Consider the following 20,307-nt stretch of genomic DNA (forward strand, 5'->3'; position numbering starts at 1 on the left):
TTATGTGGTCAAGTATCTTAGCCATTGTCATTACCATTAACGAACTCATGGCATCGAATGCCGGAGTTGTGATGAGTCCTGCCACCAATTTCGACAGTTGGATTGAGCTTTACAATCCTTCTGAACAAGAGGTCAACCTCGCCGGCATGTACTTAAGCAACGATGCCGGGAATCTAACCCGCTGGCAGATGCCCGATGATATTGGAAAGGTTCCTGCGAAAGGCTTCAAGGTGGTATGGCTTGGCTCTAACGACATCATGAGCAATCAGGCACCATTTAAGTTGGACTGCGACGGCGGCACCATCTGTCTAAGCGACAAGAACGGGCAGTTGATAACCAGCATAGACTATCCCAAAGCCATGAGCCGAACGGCTTGGGCCCGTACCTCTGATGGTGGCGACACTTGGGGATGGACTGACACCCCTACCCCAGAGACTACGAACGCTACGTCGACTTTTGCCAGCGAGCGGTTGGCACCACCTGTTGTCAATCAAGGCAGCACGCTTTTCCATGGCTCGCTGAATATCAAGGTGGATATCCCTGAAGGTACCACACTGATGTACACCACCGATGGCAGTATGCCCCAAAAGCCCACCTCATCCCCAGAGGGAGAGGAAGGTCCTGTTGATGAATGGAAAAACTGGGTGAAGAATGGCGACTGTGAGGGTAACGATGCCTCCTGTCTGGTATGCAAGAATGGTGATGAAAGTGGAAAGATGAATACCTATTTCGTTGATGGCGCAGGCTACAACGGCACACGAGGCATCAAGGTGCACTCTATTGACAACCCAGAGTATGAATGGGACACTCAGTTCTTTATCTATACCCCTGACCATATTTGGAATGCCGGCGACAAATACCGTTTCAGCATGAAGGTACGTGCCGACAGGAATGACCATATCACCCCTCAGACTCAACGGACACCCGGCAGCTATATCCACTGGCAGATGCTAAGCGGCGGCTTTAATGTCACCACCGAATGGAAGGAGTACTACTATGAAGGTACTATCACTTCCGAACAAGCCGGTGACGGTGTCATGCAGACCATTGCCTTCCATTTGAACGAGAGTTCAGTGGCAAACAACTTCTACTTTGACGACATTGTGTGGGAGTCATATAAAGAAGAGGGTTCAAGCACAACCAATACCAGCAAGCAGAGCAAGGACGGACAGTTTTCCATCACTCGCACCACGAACTTCGTCTTCCGACTATTCAAAGACGGCTTCCTGCCCAGCGTGCCTGTCACCCGCAGTTATATCCTACCAGAAAACGAATACACCATACCTATTGTCTCCATCGTTGGCGATGAGCGTTACTTCACCGATGCCATGTGGGGTATCGACGTGAATGGCTCCAACGGCATTCCTGGCAATAGCAGCGACGAACCCGTAAACTGGAACCAGCCATGGGACCGTCCTGTCAACTTCAGCTATATCAGTCCTACTGACGGCATGCTGTTCAATCAGGATGTCAACATCAGCATATCGGGTGGATGGACTCGCGCTTCCACTCCCCGATCCATGAAACTCAAGTCAAACAAGGTCTTTGACGACTTGAACCATTTGGACTATGCCTTCTTCCCCCAGAAGCCTTATATCCGCAGCAAGACGCTGTTGGTTCGCAACGGTGGTAATGACGTCTATTCCGGCTCTCGTTTCATGGATCCGGCACTCACCACGATCATCCATCGTTCAGGCATCGACATCGATGTACAGAGCTTTGTTCAAGTGGTGGAATATATCAACGGCCGCTTTAAGGGTGTGCTGAATCTGCGCGAGCCTAACAATGACAAGTTTGTCTATGCCAACTTCGGCTATGACGATGAAGAGATAGACATGTTCGAGAATGGCACCTTTAAGAATGGTACTAAAGAGGCCTATGACCGACTCCTTGAGTTGAGTGAGCACGTCACAGATGCTGGCGCCTATGACGAGGTAAAGATGTTGCTCGACATTGATGAGTTCACGAACTATATGGCTGCTGAGCTTTATATCGGTAACGACGACTGGCCCGAGAACAATGTCAAGGCCTATCGCAGTCAGGACGATGGACGTTATCGCTTTATCTGCTTCGACCTGGACTATGCCCTGAACGTCTGGGACCGCCGCATCTCCTCGCTCGACAATTTTAACAGTGTGAAGATGGTACGTCTGTTCAAGAACCTGCTCAAACACGACGAATACAGAAAGAAGTTCATCGATACGTTCTGTATTATGGCAGGCAGTGTCTTTGAGAAAGACCGCGCCTCTGCTATTGTTGATGAGTTGGCCGATGCTATGCGACCGATGTCTCAGCTCGACGGCAAACTACCCGATAACTCTGCCAATAAAATAAAGACAAAGCTGGAAACCCGTCTAGATGACTTGATAAACCAGCTGCAACAATACGGACCGATGCAACTTAGCGGTACAAAGAAACACAGCGTGCAGTTTGGTGCCGATGTTGATGGTGCCAACATTTATATCAACGGTATTGAGGTGCCCTACGCCGATTTTAACGGCAAGCTTTTCGCTCCTGTGCAGTTAGAGGCCAAGGCTCCTGCTGGCTACACCTTCGCAGGTTGGAAAAAATCCTCTGGGTCTCTTGCCCAAGTCTTTGGAATGAACGACACCTGGAAATACTACGATGGCGGCGAGGCTAGTGCCAACTGGCAGACCAACAACTTCAATGATACTTCATGGAAGTCAGGTGCTGCACCTCTGGGGTATAAAATGAACGGCGTTCAGACCTCCGTCAGCTATGGTAATGATGACCAGCAGAAACACCCCACTACCTATTTCCGAAAGAAATTCAACCTATACGTTGCTCCTACCTCACGAGACATCTTCCAACTTAATTATCAGTTGGATGACGGATGCGTGGTATGGGTCAACGGTGAAGAGGCTGGCCGCGTCAACATGCGTCAGGGTACCGTCAACTACGACACGTTCTCGCAGACCTATGCCGGTGATACTCCTCTGACAGGCACCATTGACCTGAATCCGTCATTGTTTAAAAAAGGGAGTAATGTCATCGCCGTTGAGGTGCATAACACCAGTTACACCTCTGGCGACCTGTTCTGGGCTGGAGAACTGGAGACGACTGTTGGTGCAGACAGCAGTGATAACACCGTGACGGATGCCGTTATCACCCTGACAGACAACACCGTCAATCTGATGGCTACATTCACGCCTCTTTCGGCAGAAGAACGTGCTGCCCAAGGCATCAACCCTGTGCGCATCAACGAGGTAAGTGCTTCGAATGGCATCTATGTCAATGAGTTCTTCAAACACAACGACTGGATTGAACTGTATAACACTACCGACCAACCTATTGATGTGGACGGCATGTATTTAAGTGATAACTTGAACAAACCTCAGAAATATCAAATCAGTAAGACCATAGCGTCTGACCCCAGCATCAAGATCAATACCATTATACCCGCTCACGGGTACCTTATTATATGGTGTGACAAACTGGAGCCGAAGTCACAGTTGCATGCCTCATTCAAGTTGGAAGCCGAGGGAGGCGACATCTTGCTGACTGCTGCCGACGGAAGTTGGAGCGACCACCTCGTTTATACGGCTATGAAGAGTGACGAGACCGTAGGACGCTATCCTGACGGTAGTAACGACGTCATCACGATGAACGTGCCAACCATCGCCAAAGCCAATAACACAAGTAGCTACACAACGGCGGTCACTCAGCCAGACCCAGCAACAGGTATCAGCGATATCACTGCCGATAACACCGTGGGTATCAACATCCGCTATGTGGCTGGACGTTTGATCTTGCGCAGCAGCATTCCTGTTAATACCACAAAGGTTGACATCTGCAATCTGGCTGGACAGTCGCTTGGCACGATGACGGCAGACCTAAACAACGGCTATGCTGAGTTGCCACTCGACGGACTCTCATCAGGCTGCTATATCGCCAGGCTCTCTGATGGTCGCGGTCATACCACATCATGTAAATTCATCAAGAAGTAATCTACACATTATTATATATATGAAGAAAAAAATCTTATTAGCACTTCTGGCCCCTCTGGCCATATCCTCTGTCCACGCCGATGAAGGTATGTGGACACTCTACAACCTGCCACAGGCTGTTTACGAACAAATGAAAAACTACGGCTACGAGCTGCCCTACGACAAACTGTATCAGGCCGATGATGCCATCATGCATGCTGTGGTCAACTTCTCGGGCTATTGCTCGGGCGTGGTGGTTAGCCCCGACGGACTGGTCTTCACCAACCACCATTGCGGTTTCGAATCTATCCGCTCACACTCTACCGTAGAGCACGACTATATGCTAAACGGCTTCATTGCCAAGAGTTTTGAGGAGGAACTGCCCAACAAGGATATGTTTGTTTCGTTCATGGTGGAACAGAAGGATATCACCGAACAGGTACTGACACCTGAATTCGAGAAGATGACAGTCAAGGAACGTTCCGTTTTCCTCGATTCCATCGAAAATGTCATGTCGAAAGAGGTCAAGGAAAAGGATGCCACACTTCATCTGGAAATCAAGCCCTTCTACGAGGGTAACCGTTATTTCGCTACCACCTATCGCAACTTCACCGACCTGCGCTTGGTTTTCGCCATCCCCAAGTCTATGGGTAAGTTCGGTGGTGAAACCGACAACTGGATGTGGCCTCGTCAGACCTGTGACTTCTCTGTGTTCCGCATCTATGCCGACCCGAAGACCAACGGTCCTGCTGCCTATTCGAAAGACAACGTGCCCTATCACCCCGAACACTGGGCCCGTATTTCTGATGAAGGTTATCAAGAAGGTTCTTTCTCAATGACAATGGGTTATCCCGGCTCTACCTCACGCTATCTGAGCAGCTTCGGTATTCAGGAGCGCTATGAGCAGAATGCAGTCCGAGCCCAGGTTCGCGGTGTGAAACAGGATGTGATGAAACGCCACATGGATGCCTCTGAGGCTGTTCGTATTAAATACGACTCTAAGTATGCACAGAGCAGCAACTACTGGAAGAACTCCCTTGGCATGAACAAATGCATCGACTCCATCGGACTTATTCGTCAGAAGCAGGTGTTTGAGGCACAACTGCGACAGTGGTGCGACTCTACCGGCCTATTCCAGAACAAGCTCGACTTCCAGCGCTTGGAGCGTTTCTATGCCAAACGTACTGAGGTGATGAAAGCCGCCATGTACTTCTCTGAGACGTTCCGTCGCACCGATGAGCTCTCCACTCGTGCCCAGTTTGTCCACAATGGTGCTAACCCTAAAGGCCACGGCAAACGTCAGTATATCACACTGAAGAACAATGGCGAGACTTGGGACTACGACACCGACCGCGAGATTCTCGGCACGCTGCTGAAGAATTTCCGTGAAAAGATGACTAACGACAAATACGTGCCTGCCTTCTATCGTGATATCATTGATACCAAGTTCGATGGTGACTGTCAGGCATTTGCTGATGCACTTTACGCCAAATCAAAACTGATGAAGAGCGGTAAACGTCTATATCCTAATAAGAAGTCATTCCTGAAGGACCTTGGCATTCAGTACGGTCTTGACCTAACAACGGTCTATGGCGACCTGGTTTCAGAACTTATGCAGATTAACGATAGCATTAACGAGCAAGAGCGCTACCTTTGTGAGGCTAAGCTACGCATGGAAGAAGACCTGCCTCATTATAGCGACGCGAACTTCACTATGCGTCTCTCTTATGGACAGGTAAAGGAATACAATCTGGGCGGACAACCCTCTGGTTTCCAAACCAAGGCTCCCAGCATGGTGGAAAAAATGAAAAGGGGCGAAACTGTTGAGGATTATAAGGTAGAGCCAGAGATGATTGACCTGCTGAGCAATGCCGGACAGATGCCGTTGTGCTTCCTTACCACTAATGATATTACTGGCGGCAACAGCGGCTCGCCGATGTTTGATGCCAAGAACCGTCTTATCGGCCTGGCCTTTGACGGCAACTGGGATTCACTTTCCAGCGATATCTTCTTCGACTCTAAATTGGCCCGCTGTATCGGTGTTGACATGCGTTATGTTCTCTTTATGATGGATAAATGGGGACATGCCGACAGACTTATCAATGAAATAAGAAGGTAATAAGGTGAAAAGGTAAAATGGTAAAGAACAGCTATCATACCATGTTCAGAAAGGTAATGGGGCTTTTGCTTCTTTACCTTTTTACTTCTTTACCTTTAACCGCACAACAGGCACGCTACTCCTCAAAACTCAAATGGTCGGCATCGCATTTCACCGATACCATCGACATAGAATGGGAGAGGAATCAGGTCTATGTGCCAGTAGAGATAAGCGGCAAGCGCTATCGTTTCCTATTTGACACAGGAGCCGCACAAGCAGTGGTTTATGCCGACACACCCATTGAAGGCTGCACACCAGCCGGGTGGATCCGTTCACACGATGCCATTGGAGCCTCTGATACTGTTTCCATGGTGATATTGCCAGCCATAACGCTAGGCAATATCACCATGAATGGTTGTCAAGCCACCGTACAACAACGGCCTGTGCGAGGAAGGAACATCGACGGTATTATAGGATTCAATATCATCAATAGCGGATTAACAGCAAAGATTGATGTTCGCAAGCGCCATCTTATCCTTACCGACAACAAGAAATTCTATAAACAGGAAGAAGGACTGGAGACGCGTTACCGTCTGCAGTTTCACGTACCTTATTTTATAATAAGCCCCTTTGGACGCTATCAGGAAAGTGTGCTCTTTGACACTGGCAGTCGTCAACTCTATGTGATGAACCGCCAAAGTTTTGAAGCCTGTGCTGAGAAGACTGGCGCTTTCTTTGACACCCAGATTGAAGGTCGCTCTGTTGGTCGTCACGCCATAGGACATTTCGGTGTGGAACCACTCAGCGAAGTCGTATACCTACATCTCAACGACCTGCGAATATTCGGCAGCTCCTTCGGTGATTTCCACACTTTGACCACACTTGGCGAATCGCATATCGGTGCTAAGTTACTGGAATATGGAGCCGTCATCTTCAATCCACGTAAAAAACGTATACGCTTTCAGCCCTACGAGCAACAAACAGAGATAACTGTTGGCAACAAGCCTTTGGACATTGCTTTCGTGTCAGAAAACGGGAAGCCCTGCGTAGGCTTGGTTTGGGAACAGAGCGATGCTTATAAAGCAGGTTTCCGCCAAGGTGACATCATTACAAAAATCGACGATTCCATCGTTAGTAATTTCACGCAATTCGTTACCTGGCCCTTTATTATCGGACGAGAATATCGCTTCACCGTGAAGGCACCGTCGGGCCTTACTCGCGAAATCCGATGGACCCGCATTAAAGACTATACGCAACAACAAAGAAACTAATTAACATCTTTTTAGTTTCAATTTCATTGCATTTTCCCTTTTTTTTACTATTTTTGCAGCCAAGATGTTACGGCTGCCTAAATTCATCACCAGAACTTTATCAGTCCAACTCAGTCTGATGGTTGTTTCTACGATGGCTATCCTCATGATAGCTTCTCTGATTTTCATGCTCTATTTCACTCGAAAAGCCATCAAGGAAGAAGCCTTGGAAAATGCATGCCAGACGCTTGATGGAACCGTGGAGCGAATAGACAACATTATACTGAGTATAGAACAGGCAACTGGTAACACCTATTATAACATAAGACCTTATCTAGACCAACCCGACAAGATTCGTCTCTACAGCTATAAGTTGGTAGAAACCAGTCCCTATATTGCCAGCTGTGCCATTGCCTTTAAGCCTGGCTATTATAAGGATCGTGAAGATTTCATTTCTTATGTTCACCGCACAGAAAGTGCTTCCGATTCCATTAATACTATCTTTCAGGAAGATAGCTACGAAGCAGGTCCATACACCGAGCAAGTATGGTATACGAAAACCATGGCATCGGGCAAACCATATTGGATAAATACCCAGAACGACAATCAGACAGACAAAGTTCCATACATTACCTTCTGTCTGCCCATTCCCGATAATGACAATCAACCCATTGGCGTTATTGCAGTTAACGTGTCACTCAATCTATTCTCACGCATTGTCTTGGAGACAAAGCCCTCACCCAACACGTATTGCACACTGCTGGATAAAGACGGGTCATTCATTGTACATCCAGACAGCAATAAACTGCTTCGTGATATCATCAATACTGAAACCATTCACGAAACAGGCCAAAACCCGACATTGGATGATATCGAAAAGGCAATGCTATCTGGCGAGACCGGATATAAGCCTTTCCATATGAATAACAACAACTACTATATCTTCTATAAACCCTTCAATCGTTCTGCCGTTCCAGGCCGCTCTTCTGAAAAGCTGGAGTGGAGTGTTGGCATTGTCTATCCCGAAGACGATATCTTTGGCGACTACAACCGCCTGCTCTATTATGTACTTGGCATTGCCATTATCGGTTTGTTACTACTATTTATACTCTGCGGAACCATCATACACCGTCAGTTGCTACCCCTGCGCCTGCTGACCAAATCAGCTCAGCATATTGCCGAAGGAAACTACAATGAAGTGATTCCTGACAGCCATCAGCACGATGAGATAGGACGTCTGCAAAACCATTTCCAGCAGATGCAGCAGTCGCTAGCCACCAACATCGGTGAGTTGGAGGAACTGAGTGTCACGCTTGACAAACGCGGCAAGGAGTTGCATGATGCTTATGAGCAGGCTCAGCGTGCCGAACGTTTGAAGACCGTCTTCCTTCATAATATGACAGACCAGATGTTGGTTCCTGCCAATGCCATATCTACGGATGTCAATACGCTGTGTAATCTCAAGAAAGGTGCAGTTCAGGGAGATGCAAAACAGTTGGCCGACGATATTCAGAAGCAAGGCAAAACCATAGCTGAGTTGCTGAACAACCTACTCAATCTCTCGGAAGAAGAAACAGGAAAGGAGGCGGGCCATGATTAATCTTCACATCCGACGTTCTCTTTCGGCCAAGCTCAGCCTAAGCATCCTGCTGTTGGCCATTCCCATCTTCGTCTTGTCGCTGGGCATCCTGTTTGTGCAATCGAGAAACATTATCAAGAAAGAGGCTATGGAGCATGCCAAAAGCCTGCTCAACACCACGATGCAGCGTCTGGATCGTAACATGATGGCTGTAGAGACGGCGACTGACATCTATGACTGGGAAATAACCGAAAACCTACAGCCCGACTCGTTACTGGCTCTCACTCGCCGCGTGGTGACTCGCAACCCCCATGTCGACGGCTGTTCTATCAGCATGGAACCCGATGTCTTTCCGCAGATTGGCAGATATTTCTCGGTCTATACCGTTAGGGAGACTGATACCATCACCTCAGTTATTGAGCAAGAATACGAGTATTTCGAGAAGATATGGTATAAGACCCCACACAATCTGAACAAGCCATGCTGGGTGACCTTTTTTGATGAGTCAGACTCGCTAGAGCTCACTATCTCTGGTCTGATAGCATCCTACGGCAAGCCCATTTATTCTTCCGACAACCAGTTTATAGGTGTCATCTCATCCGATATCTCACTGATTCGTCTCTCTAAGGACATCACTGCAGAGAAGCCCTATCCTAATTCATACTTTATGATGTTGGGCAAAGAGGGCCACTACTTCATACATCCTGACTCTACAAAACTGTTCACCCATACCATCTTCGACGATGTGGATCCACGAGAACAAGCCGATCTCATTGCCTTGGGTCATGAGATGACTGCAGGCAACCAAGGCAGCATGGCTGTCGTCATCGACGGCACACCTTGCCTGGTATGTTATCAGCCCATGCACGGCACCGAATGGAGCTTGGCTATCGTATGTCCTGAGAGTGACATCCTTAACGATTATCATGCGCTGGCCAATATTATCGCGCTGCTCATCGCATTTGGTCTGTTGCTGATCTTGATATTCTGCCACAGGGCAGTAGCACACGCCATCAGGCCCATCAATCAGCTACTCACCAAGACCCAAACCATTGCCTCAGGCAATTACGAGGTACATATTCCCAAAAGCAATCGCAATGATGTTGTGGGACGCCTGCAAAACAGCTTTGCCACCATGCTGCAGTCGCTCAATTTCCACATGGGCAGCATTCGCTATACTGCCGAACAGACCGAGAACCGCAACCAAGAGCTACTGCAGGCTATGCGTCTGGCCGAAGAGGCCGATCGCAATAAGACCACCTTCATCCAGAATGTGACCCATCAGATTCGTACACCTCTTAATATTATCATGGGGTTCTCTCAAGTGTTGCGTGATGATGTTAAAACCTCCACTTCTACCAACAGCGGCATATCGGAAGAGGAGATGAATAACGTTACCTACACCATGAAGCATAACGCTCGTATTCTGGAACGCATGGTGCACATGCTTTTCGACAGTTCGGCAACAGGTATCACCGAAGAGATGAAAAACCAGAAATACGAAAAGGTATCGTGCAACGAGGCGGCCAGAGAGAGCATCCGATATATCAATGAACATTTCCCGTCATTAGACATCAAATTCAATACAGAAGTAGCCGACAATTTCTGTATCAAGACCAACCGTACTGACTTGTTGTACTGTCTGAGCGAGATTCTCTATAACTCTGCAAAATACTCTGACGGGCAGCATATCCAGTTGCATATTGGACTGACAGACAATACCGTCCAATACATCTGTGTGGATACAGGTAAAGGTATTCCAGAAGCTGATCGCGACCATATCTTCGAGCCATTCACTAAAGCGGACGACCTCTCCGAGGGTCTTGGTTTGGGACTGCCTCTCACTAAGAATCATGTGCTGAAGATGGGCGGTACCATCACCCTTGATACCAGCTATCACGACGGTTGCCGTTTCATCATTGAGTTGCCCCGATAAGCCTTTTTTCGCTTTATTTTCAATAATTCTTTGATTTTTCATCCTTTTTTTGTAACTTTGCATCAACTCAATCGTCATACCATATAGAGAGGATGAAAGAAATCAGTTTTCGCACCGACGTGTTGCCGCTGAAGAACGAACTCTTCCGCTTAGCATTACGTATCACTCTCAACAGGGCTGACGCCGAGGATGTGGTGCAGGAAACCATGCTGAAAGTCTGGAACCGACGTCAACAGTGGGAGCAGATAGAATCGATAGAAGCCTTCTGTATCACCATCTGTCGGAACTTAGCACTCGACAAACTGAAGAAAGCCGACAACCAGAACACATCTCTCGATGACGAAGGGTACGACGCACCCGACCATTCATACAGCGCTAATCCTGAGGAACAGGCCATGCAGCGCGACAAGGTGGAACGTGTCAGGATGCTGATTAACCAGCTGCCCGAGAAACAGCGTACTTGCATGCAACTGCGCGATGTAGAGGGCAAGCCCTACAAGGAGATCGCTTCCATTCTTAACATGACGGAGCAGCAAGTGAAGATTAACATCTTCCGAGCCCGACAGACTATTAAAGAAGAATATTTGAAACAAGAAAAATATGGACTATAAGTACATCGAACAATTGCTGGATCGCTATTTCGAGGCCGAGACGACCTTGAAAGAAGAGCAGATTCTCACAGCTTTCTTCGAACAAGATGAGGAGGAGCTGCCCGAGAGCTTGCGCCAGTACCGTCCGCTCTTTGCTGCCATGCAACAGGACGACGCCTTAGGCGACGACTTCGATGCACGTCTGCTCCAGCTGACAGAGGAACATATTCAGGTGAAAGCACACACCATCAGCATGGCCGAACGCCTGCGTCCGCTGATGAGAGCTGCCGCCGTAGTAGCTATCCTGCTGTCGCTGAGCACAGCCCTGAACCAGTCTTTCAAGGAAGAGCGTGTATGGGCCGATGAGTCTGACTATGCGCTGAAATATGAATCGACAGTCGATGAACCTGCTATGGCTTACGACCTGTTAGGCGGCGACACGCTGAAGCTCGACTCGCTCTACAAGCCCACAGGCTATTTGGAATGATACATTTCTATGCTTTCTCTATATTAATAGTTCATTCATTTTGAATTAAAACAAAACTTTCTAGAAGTTGCGAAAACTTCGAAAGCAATAAAAGCCACCCGCAAGGATGGCTTTTTTGTGTATTAGCATTCTTTTCTCAAAAAAAATACCTACCTTTGCACCCATGAAGATAGGACAGATAGAATTTGGCCCCCATCCAGTATTTCTGGCACCTATGGAGGACGTTACTGACATTGGCTTCCGACTGCTGTGCAAGCGGTTCGGTGCCTCGATGGTCTATACGGAATTCGTCTCAGCCGAGGCGTTGATACGCGATGTGAAGTCAACCCAGCAGAAGCTCATCATCAGCGATGAGGAACGCCCCGTTGGCATTCAGATTTATGGTCGCGACGTTGATGCGATGGTTGAGGCTGCCAAGATTGTGGAACAGGCTGGTCCCGACCTCATCGATCTGAACTTTGGTTGCCCTGTAAAGAAGGTGGCTGGCAAGGGTGCTGGTGCCGGCATGCTGCAAAACATTCCCAAGCTATTGGAGATTACACGCAAGGTGGTAGAAGCCGTCAAACTGCCCGTTACTGTGAAGACCCGCTTAGGATGGAATCAGGAACAACTGATTATCACCGAACTGGCCGAGCAGCTACAGGATTGTGGCATACAGGCATTGACCATCCACGGACGCACCAGAGCCCAGATGTATACTGGTGAGGCCGACTGGACGCTGATTGGTGAGGTGAAACGCAACCCACGCATCCATATCCCTATCATCGGCAATGGTGACATCACCTCGCCTGAAGAGGCCAAACGGGCTTTCGAGACCTATGGCGTTGATGCCATTATGGTGGGTCGTGCTACCTTCGGCCGTCCTTGGATTTTTAAGGAAATACGCGATTTCATCGATAGAAATGAGATTGACGCTGACTTCGGCTTCAATCAGAAACTCGATATTTTGGAGGAGCAGCTACGTATCAATGTGGAACGTATCGATGAGACCCGCGGCATCCTGCACACACGCCGCCATCTGGCAGCCACACCTATCTTCAAGGCTATTCCCAACTTCCGCCAGACACGTATCGCTATGCTCCGTGCCGCCAAGATGGACGAGCTGCTGCAGATACTGGAAGGCACCCGCTCATTACTGGGTTGACATGATATTACGAGGGTGATGATACAGCACCTCTTCACGCAGCGTCTGCATGGAAAGGTGTGTATAAATCTCAGTGGTTCCTATCGACTCGTGGCCCAACAATGCTTGAATGACTCTCAGGTCGGCACCGCCTTCCAATAGGGCGGTGGCAAACGAATGGCGCAAGGTGTGGGGTGAGATGGTCTTTTGGATGCCTGCCTCCGAAGCCTGTTCCTTCAGCATAATCAGAATCATCGTACGAGTGAGATGGGCACCACGACGATTCAGAAACACATAATCCTCCTCGCCCGCCTTGATTTTCAACGAGTTACGCCAAGGCAAATAGTTCTCTATCTCTTGCAAAGCTAATTTAGATATTGGCACCAGTCGCTCCTTCGAGCCCTTGCCAAGAATACGCAAGAACATTTCTTCTTGATAGACCTGCGACCACTTCAGGTTAACCAGCTCTGATACGCGCAGTCCACACGAGAAGAGCACCTCAATAATGGCTCGGTTACGATGGCCTTCTGGTTTTGATACGTCAATACTTGCCTTTAGGCGGTCTACTTCTTGCGGTGTCAGAAACTCTGGCAGATGTTCGCCCAGCACAGGCGACTCCAGCAGTTCTGTAGGATCGCTATCTATGTAGCCGTCCATCACCAGGAAACGATAGAACGAACGAATGCCGCTGAGAATACGGCATTGTGAGCGGGCACCAATACCAATATCGTGCAACCCTGCTGCAAACGACTGCAAGTCAGACAGTTGAACATCCTCCACCCTTTTGCCCTCATGTTCCAGGAACACCAGCAACTTGTCCAGGTCACGGGCATAGGCATCAAGCGTATTTTTCGATACGCCACGCTGCAGGCGGAGATATCTCAAATACTCTTTCCTCATTTCTTTCGTATGAGTGTCAGTCCATCGCGAAGGGGCAAAATCACCTTCTCCACCCTGTCGTCCTGGGCCACATGGTCATTAAAGCGTCGTATGCCCTGTGTCTGATGGTCATTGTCGTAGGCAGGATCAGTCACATGTCCGTCCCACAAGGTGTTGTCAGCCAGGATGAAACCACCTGGATTCAACAGCGAAAGCACCATCTCGTAGGTTTCAACATAAGTGCGCTTGTCGCCGTCGATAAAAGCCATATCGAACGCGATGCCCAGTTTCGGAGCCTCAGTAATAGCATCGCCGATGATAAACTCTATCTTGTCTGCCACTGGCGAGTTCTCAATCCAAGGACGCGTAAAATCCTCCTGTTCATCGTTGATTTCGAAGGTATAGACCTTGCCGCCGTCATCCAGCCCCTCTGCCATACACAAGGCACTATAGCCACTGAACGTGCCTACCTCAAGGATGTTTTTAGGACGTATCATCCTGACCAGCATCTTCAGCAGTCGACCTTGCAAATGTCCACTGGCCATACGACCGTGTAACATATAAATATTGGTAGCACGCCAAAGACGATACAGATACTCTGGCTCAGTATCTATATGAGAAAGGATGTAATTGTCTAAGTCCATACTTTACAAAAGTGCCTCGATACCCAGACGATAGCTGTCCAGTCCGAAGCCACAAATAACACCCTTGCAAGCCGATGAAATCAGGGATTTATGGCGAAACTCCTCTCGCTGATGCACATTAGAGATGTGTACCTCGATGACAGGACATTTCAGCGAACGGATGCAGTCGTGCAAGGCAATGCTGGTATGGGTATAGGCACCTGCATTCAGCACGATGCCGTCATACGAGAAGCCCACTTCCTGCATCTTATTGATCAACTCACCCTCCACGTTACTCTGATAGTAGTCTATCTGTACGTCAGGATATCTGCTCTGCAGTTGCGGCAGGTAAGCCTCAAACGACTCGCTGCCATAGATGCCCGGTTCCCTGCGTCCCAGCAGGTTCAGGTTCGGTCCGTTAATAATCTGTATCTTCATTGTCCTAATACTATCTTCGGGTGCAAATTTAGACATTTTTTTCGAGAATATCAGTCTTTATCATAAAAATCTTTCATTCAGTCATGTTTTCAGAGGACCTTCATCAGTAACAGCATCAGAGTTGATTAGGCTCTTTATTGTGCATAGATAAGAAGAATAGAAGATATATGCAAATAAAAATGCAACTTTTTAAAAGAAAAGTTTCAAATTCCAAAATTATGCACTACCTTTGCATCCGAAAGGTTATTATTTGCACGGTATGGACGTGCCCTATTGATTTATTATGCAAGAAACAAGACAGAATAAGATTGCACGCCTGCTGCAGAAAGAGCTGAGCGTGATTTTCCAGGAGCAGACCCGCGGAATGCATGGTGTGATGGTGTCGGTAACCAGAACAAAAATCTCGCCCGACCTCAGCATCTGCACCGCCTACCTCAGCATTTTCCCTTCTGAGAAGGGCGAGGAGCTGCTTCAGAACATTGAGAAGAACAGCCAGCAGATTCGCTATACTTTGGGTCAGCGCGTTCGCTATCAGCTGCGCATCGTGCCCGAGTTGCGTTTCTTCATCGACGACTCGCTGGATTATATTGACCGCATCGACGAACTGCTGAAAAAGTAAAAAGGTAAAAAAGTAAAAGGTCCCTTGAACTTTCCATTTTACATAGCTCGGCGCTACCTGTTCTCAAAGAAGTCGACTAACGCCATCAACATCATCAGCGGCATATCGGTGCTGGGTGTGGCTGTAGCCACGATGGCACTGGTGGTCACGCTGAGTGTGTTTAATGGCTTCAGCGACCTCGTGGCCTCGTTCTTCACCGACTTCGACCCACAACTGAAGATTGTACCCGTAGAAGGTAAGACGGCACCTGCCGACGACCCCGTGCTTTCTGAGATTAAGGCAATGCCAGAGATCTATGTCGCCACCGAATGTGTAGAAGACCAAGCTTTGGCTGTGTACAACGGGCGACAGGCTATGGTTATTATAAAAGGTGTAGAGGACAACTTCGACTCGCTCACCCATATCCGTGAAAAACTCGACGGCGACGGCACCTTCGAGCTCCATGCTGCCGACATACAATATGGCATTCTTGGGCGTCAGGTCATCGATGTGCTCGGCATCGGCTATTATTACTTCCCCCTACCCCTCAAGGTCTATGCTCCTCGACGTGAGGGTCAGCTTGATATGAGCGACCCTGCCGATGGTTTCATAGAAGATGAGCTCTACTCGCCAGGGGTGGTGTTCGAAATCAAACAATCGAAGTACGACCGCAACTACATCCTTACCAGCATCGGCTTTGCCCGCAGGCTCTTCGACCAGCAGGGCATGCTCTCGTCGCTCGAGCTGCGCCTGAAGCAAGGCAGTGATTTCGAGGCAGTTAAAGAGCGCATTAAGCAGGTGGCTGGCGATAAATATCAAGTGATGGACCGTTACGAGCAGCAGGAGGACACCTTCCGCATTATGAAGATTGAGAAGCTCATTGCCTATATCTTCCTCACCTTTATCCTCATGGTGGCCTGCTTCAACATTATCGGCTCGCTCTCCATGCTGATTATCGACAAGAAAGACGATGTAGTCACCCTACGTAACCTCGGCGCCTCCGATCGTCAGATTACCCAGATATTCCTGTTCGAGGGTCGCCTCATCTCAGCTATTGGCGCCATTATAGGTATCGCCCTTGGCCTGCTGCTCTGTTGGATTCAACAGACCTACGGCATCATCTCGTTGGGTAGCAGCGAGGGTTCGTTTGTAGTCAACGCCTATCCCGTCAGCGTCCATCCCCTCGATGTCATCATCATCTTCCTGACGGTTCTCGCAGTTGGCTTCCTTGCCGTCTGGTATCCCGTCCATTATTTCTCACGACGTCTGCTTAAATAAGGTAGTCGCTTGAAGGTTATATTGCTCGACCACGAGTGGTAACTCCCGGTGTCGTTCGAGTTAATCTCATCCATGCAGCGTGCCTCGCCCGTCTTGAGGTCGAGGAGCCAGAGGTCGGCATCATGGTGCCAGATATGGAAGATGCCATACTGAGCCTGGGTGAACATGAGATAGCGACCATCAGGAGATATGCGAGGGAAGGTGGCTGACACACCCATCGAGTCGGCGGCATAGACGAGCTCACGCGGACCGAACTGAAGGATCAACTGAAGGATCAGGGGTTTCAGGTTGCGACTCTTGTCCTGCTGCTTTCCTTTTTTCTGAACAGCTGGCTCTGGGGCGCGCTTCTCACGATAGGTGAGGGTCAACAGCAAGAAACAAAGCGCCAGCGCATAATAAGGGATATAATATGCTGGATGTTCTTCGCGGACAGCAAAGACGGGCAGGGCAGCATAGTAGATATTAACCAGATTGGTCTCGTAATACACTGTAGATAATAATTGAAAAGTATACCACTATAATAATCGAAAAGTATACCATCCAATCAGAGCTCTACGTTATAAAATAGTAGCTCGTATGAGCGCTGTTTAACGTACATAGAGTTTAAAAATGATTGAGATGAATCAGAAAGAACAAATCCTTCATTACTATCGCATCGATGGTTTGAGTTTGCGGGAGATTTCCCGTAGAGTAGGTCTCAACAGAAAGACCGTAACACGTTACGTCCGTGAGTACGAGGACTCTATCAGGGAGGATCCTGAGGAGGGGTTGGACATCTGCCTTGTCAGCAAGCCCAAGTATCCTGCACGCAATGTCGAGTGTACCCGCATGACGGAGCCTGTATGTGCCGAGATAGAATTCTGGCTGCAGGAAAATGCGAAGCGCAGGCAGACTGGCATGCGCAAACAATGCTTGAAAAAACAGGACATACATCGTGTATTGATAGAGAAAGGATTCAACATCAGCTACTCTAGCGTCTGCAAGTACATCCAGCGTCGCAAGGCGGAGAAGTCAAAGAAGCCGAAGGACGTATTCGTAAAACAGTACTATGAGCCAGGACAGGAGTGTGAGTTTGACTGGGGAGAGGTAAAACTGCGCATAGGAGGCAAGCCTGTGACTTTTACGATGGCCGTGTTTGCCTTGTGTCACAGCGAGGGGCGCTGGGCATACCTTTTCCGCCATCAGGACAACCTGGCCTTTATGGAGTCGCACCGCAATTTCTTCCATGATATACATGGTGTGCCCCATACGATGGTGTACGATAATATGAAGGTGGCCGTCATACTTAAGCCAGACAGCAAGAAACCTACTGAGACACTGCTTCGCATGCATACTTTCTACGGGTTTGACTTCCGTTTCTGCAATGCGCGTGCAGGCTGGGAGAAAGGGCATGTGGAGCGTAGTGTGGACTATGTCAGGGGACGTGCCTTCACCACACGGGTCGACTTTGACTCCATCCAAAGTGCACAGCAGTGGCTGAGCCGCATATGTGACAATATAAATAAAGAGAGTGGCAGCATCGCAACAGGCAACAAGCAGGAGGCTCTGCGCAGGGACGTGGAGTGCATGCTTCGCTTCCCTGGCGACTTTGGCTGCTTTGATTTGTTCAACTGCATTGTGGACAAACAGTCAACCATCTCAATAAAGGGCTCCCACTACTCGGTTCCTGACCATCTCGTAGGCACGACTGTCATCGTACAACTGTACAGCGAGAAAGTGCGTGTCTATGACGCAGACCACAAGAAGATGGCAGAGCATGAGCGCAGCTACTCTAACGGATCGTGGACGTTTGACATCAATCACTACATCAATACCCTGATGAAGAAGCCTGGGGCGCTCAAAGGCTCGGTGGCACTCAAGCAGATGCCGGAGAAGATGCAGGATCTCTTTCGTGTGCACTTTGCAGAAAACGGAAAGGACTTCCTCAAGCTGCTCAAGTACTGCAGGGATAACAAGTACGACTACAAGGACATCTTGAATGCGGTGAGGAAGATCAGGATGCGTGGCGCCAGGCATATCACTTTTGATCAGATAAAGGTGGCACTGGAGACGAGAGATGCAGCACCGCTTGTGTTTACGGACAGTCAGAAAACGGATGAATTCATTGAGATAGAACTCGGCAGCGAGGACGTCTTGTCGCAACTTGACGGTATTATGCAGGGAACAGCTACGGGAAGGAGGTGTGAGCCATGAATGAGAAGGATATCATATGCCAGTATGCAAAGGAACTCAAGTTGGCAACGATTAGGGAAAACATTTCTTTTTTCGTGGAAGATGCTACAAGGGAGCAGTGGGGATATCTCATGTTTCTCCGCAGATTGTTTGAGGAGGAAGTGACCAGCCGCCGTGAGAAAAGCAAGATCATACGCATACACAGGGCTGACTTCCCACAGATGAAGTACCTGGAGGAACTCAAACGGGATGAACTCCCCCTTGAGGGGCAGATGCTCCTGCCAGAGGTGGAAACGCTTGAGTTTATCAAGGAGGGACGCAGCATCGTCATGTATGGAAATCCAGGTACTGGCAAGACTCATATCGCCATAGGTCTCGGTGTAAAGGCATGTCTTGAAGGATATACGGTTTTCTTTACATCTGTACCACATTTGCTGACGCTCATCAGGGAGGCCAAGACGGAAAAAACTCTTAGGAGCCTGGAACTTAAGTTTGAACGCTACGACCTTGTTATATGTGATGAACTGGGATATGTCGGCTTTGACAAGGAAGGTGCTGAAATGCTTTTCAATCACCTCTCGCTAAGGACTGGAAAGAGGGCTACCATCATCACCACGAACCTACCTTTTACAAGGTGGGAAGAAGTGCTCAAGGATAAGGTATTGTGCTCTGCACTTGTCGACAGACTATGTCACAAATCGTATCTTGTCAACATGACGGGTACGTCATATCGTATTAAAGAAACAAAAAAATTAATAGAGAAAAAGTAATGTATAACCAACTCTTTGTATATTTGCAGCGCTCTTTTGGACTGGTATACTATTGAATTATTTGTTGGTATACTTTTACGTTATCATTTACAATCTTCGAGGCAAAGCCTCAGAGATACGAATAAACGAGCACAATACAAAGCAAAAAAACAGTTTTTTTTGTTTTTCTTCTTTCGTCCCTTCGGTAGAAAGCGGCAAACCGAGCGGTCGAGTGAGAGTATCTAAGACGAAGACAGAGATAGTAAAAGTATCTGATATTACCAAACTTTTTGGGCGGCAATCTATGACTTTGAAATATTCATTTATTCATTTATTCAATTATGACATTTGGGGTTTAAAAAAAATAGGGGGATAGAGCAATTTAGATAAATATTATATCTTATTATTATATATATTATAATATATATAATAATAAGAAGTACTTCCTCGGAAATTCCAAAATGTAGATGTCATAATTGAATAAATGAATATATGAATACTTTGCCCCTGCAGCTGGAATAAATATGCATTTTCTTTGAATAAATATTTATAAAATATTT

The 20,307-nt window shown here is 48.1% G+C and carries 16 protein-coding genes; 12 read left to right on the plus strand and 4 right to left on the minus strand.

Annotated features, from left to right (window positions below; genetic code table 11):
* The first annotated feature begins 2 nt into the window (after positions 1–2).
* The 8 genes from Q0R57_RS03400 (at position 3) to dusB (ending at position 13,031) form a co-directional block, all read left to right on the plus strand.
* Positions 3–3,968, plus strand: coding sequence for a CotH kinase family protein (locus Q0R57_RS03400; protein WP_294743913.1), 3,966 nt, complete (start codon positions 3–5; stop codon positions 3,966–3,968).
* 19 nt (positions 3,969–3,987) lie between these two features.
* Positions 3,988–6,066 (plus strand): S46 family peptidase, encoded by a 2,079-nt coding sequence (locus Q0R57_RS03405; RefSeq protein WP_294743915.1) that lies wholly within the window; start codon positions 3,988–3,990, stop codon positions 6,064–6,066.
* A gap of 17 nt (positions 6,067–6,083) precedes the next feature.
* Positions 6,084–7,316, plus strand: a complete 1,233-nt coding sequence (locus tag Q0R57_RS03410) for an aspartyl protease family protein (RefSeq protein ID WP_294743917.1) — start codon at positions 6,084–6,086, stop codon at positions 7,314–7,316.
* Between the two features lie 64 nt (positions 7,317–7,380).
* A complete protein-coding gene (locus Q0R57_RS03415) occupies positions 7,381–8,895 on the plus strand; it encodes a cache domain-containing protein (RefSeq protein WP_294743920.1) in 1,515 nt (504 codons plus the stop codon).
* Positions 8,888–10,810, plus strand: coding sequence for an ATP-binding protein (locus Q0R57_RS03420; protein WP_294743923.1), 1,923 nt, complete (start codon positions 8,888–8,890; stop codon positions 10,808–10,810). The genes Q0R57_RS03415 and Q0R57_RS03420 overlap by 8 nt, the downstream gene beginning before the upstream one ends.
* 92 nt (positions 10,811–10,902) lie before the next feature.
* Positions 10,903–11,421 carry an RNA polymerase sigma factor gene (locus Q0R57_RS03425; RefSeq protein WP_294743925.1) on the plus strand — a complete coding sequence of 173 codons (519 nt, stop codon included), beginning with the start codon at positions 10,903–10,905 and terminating at the stop codon, positions 11,419–11,421.
* Positions 11,411–11,887: a pyruvate ferredoxin oxidoreductase gene (locus tag Q0R57_RS03430; protein ID WP_294743926.1), complete on the plus strand. Its 477-nt coding sequence runs from the start codon at positions 11,411–11,413 to the stop codon at positions 11,885–11,887. The genes Q0R57_RS03425 and Q0R57_RS03430 overlap by 11 nt, the downstream gene beginning before the upstream one ends.
* 163 nt (positions 11,888–12,050) lie before the next feature.
* On the plus strand, positions 12,051–13,031 hold the full coding sequence (gene dusB, locus Q0R57_RS03435; protein ID WP_294743928.1) for a tRNA dihydrouridine synthase DusB: 981 nt from the start codon (positions 12,051–12,053) through the stop codon (positions 13,029–13,031).
* Here dusB and xerD read toward each other — a convergent pair.
* The 3 genes from xerD to aroQ are packed head-to-tail and all read right to left on the minus strand — an operon-like array spanning position 13,020 to position 14,950.
* Complete coding sequence (gene xerD, locus Q0R57_RS03440) at positions 13,020–13,910, minus strand: site-specific tyrosine recombinase XerD (protein WP_294743930.1); 891 nt, start codon at positions 13,908–13,910, stop codon at positions 13,020–13,022. The two genes, dusB and xerD, sit on opposite strands and share 12 nt — an antisense overlap.
* Positions 13,907–14,533, minus strand: a complete 627-nt coding sequence (locus Q0R57_RS03445; protein WP_294743932.1) for an O-methyltransferase — start codon at positions 14,531–14,533, stop codon at positions 13,907–13,909. Before Q0R57_RS03445 ends, xerD begins: the two co-directional genes overlap by 4 nt.
* Before the next feature lie 3 nt (positions 14,534–14,536).
* Entirely contained in the window at positions 14,537–14,950 is a 414-nt protein-coding gene (gene aroQ / locus Q0R57_RS03450; RefSeq protein ID WP_294743934.1) for a type II 3-dehydroquinate dehydratase, read from the minus strand.
* A gap of 283 nt (positions 14,951–15,233) precedes the next feature.
* On the opposite strand from aroQ, the gene rbfA reads away from it, so the two are divergent.
* The gene (gene rbfA, locus Q0R57_RS03455; RefSeq protein WP_294743936.1) at positions 15,234–15,569 is read left to right on the plus strand and encodes a 30S ribosome-binding factor RbfA; all 336 of its coding nucleotides are present in this window, start codon (positions 15,234–15,236) and stop codon (positions 15,567–15,569) included.
* 24 nt (positions 15,570–15,593) lie between these two features.
* Positions 15,594–16,826, plus strand: coding sequence for an FtsX-like permease family protein (locus tag Q0R57_RS03460; RefSeq protein ID WP_294743938.1), 1,233 nt, complete (start codon positions 15,594–15,596; stop codon positions 16,824–16,826).
* On the opposite strand, the gene Q0R57_RS03465 is transcribed toward Q0R57_RS03460, so the two are convergent.
* Positions 16,799–17,314, minus strand: a complete 516-nt coding sequence (locus Q0R57_RS03465; protein WP_294743940.1) for a hypothetical protein — start codon at positions 17,312–17,314, stop codon at positions 16,799–16,801. The genes Q0R57_RS03460 and Q0R57_RS03465 overlap by 28 nt on opposite strands.
* A 121-nt stretch (positions 17,315–17,435) precedes the next feature.
* Here Q0R57_RS03465 and istA point away from each other — a divergent pair, with 121 nt between their 5' ends.
* Together istA and istB are read left to right on the plus strand one after the other, a co-directional pair.
* The gene (istA, locus tag Q0R57_RS03470) at positions 17,436–19,019 is read left to right on the plus strand and encodes an IS21 family transposase (protein WP_294743942.1); all 1,584 of its coding nucleotides are present in this window, start codon (positions 17,436–17,438) and stop codon (positions 19,017–19,019) included.
* Positions 19,016–19,768 (plus strand): IS21-like element helper ATPase IstB, encoded by a 753-nt coding sequence (gene istB, locus Q0R57_RS03475; protein WP_294743944.1) that lies wholly within the window; start codon positions 19,016–19,018, stop codon positions 19,766–19,768. Before istA ends, istB begins: the two co-directional genes overlap by 4 nt.
* The last annotated feature ends 539 nt before the right edge of the window (positions 19,769–20,307 follow it).

The organism is uncultured Prevotella sp. (assembly GCF_946407605.1).
In the GTDB taxonomy this organism is placed as follows: domain Bacteria; phylum Bacteroidota; class Bacteroidia; order Bacteroidales; family Bacteroidaceae; genus Prevotella.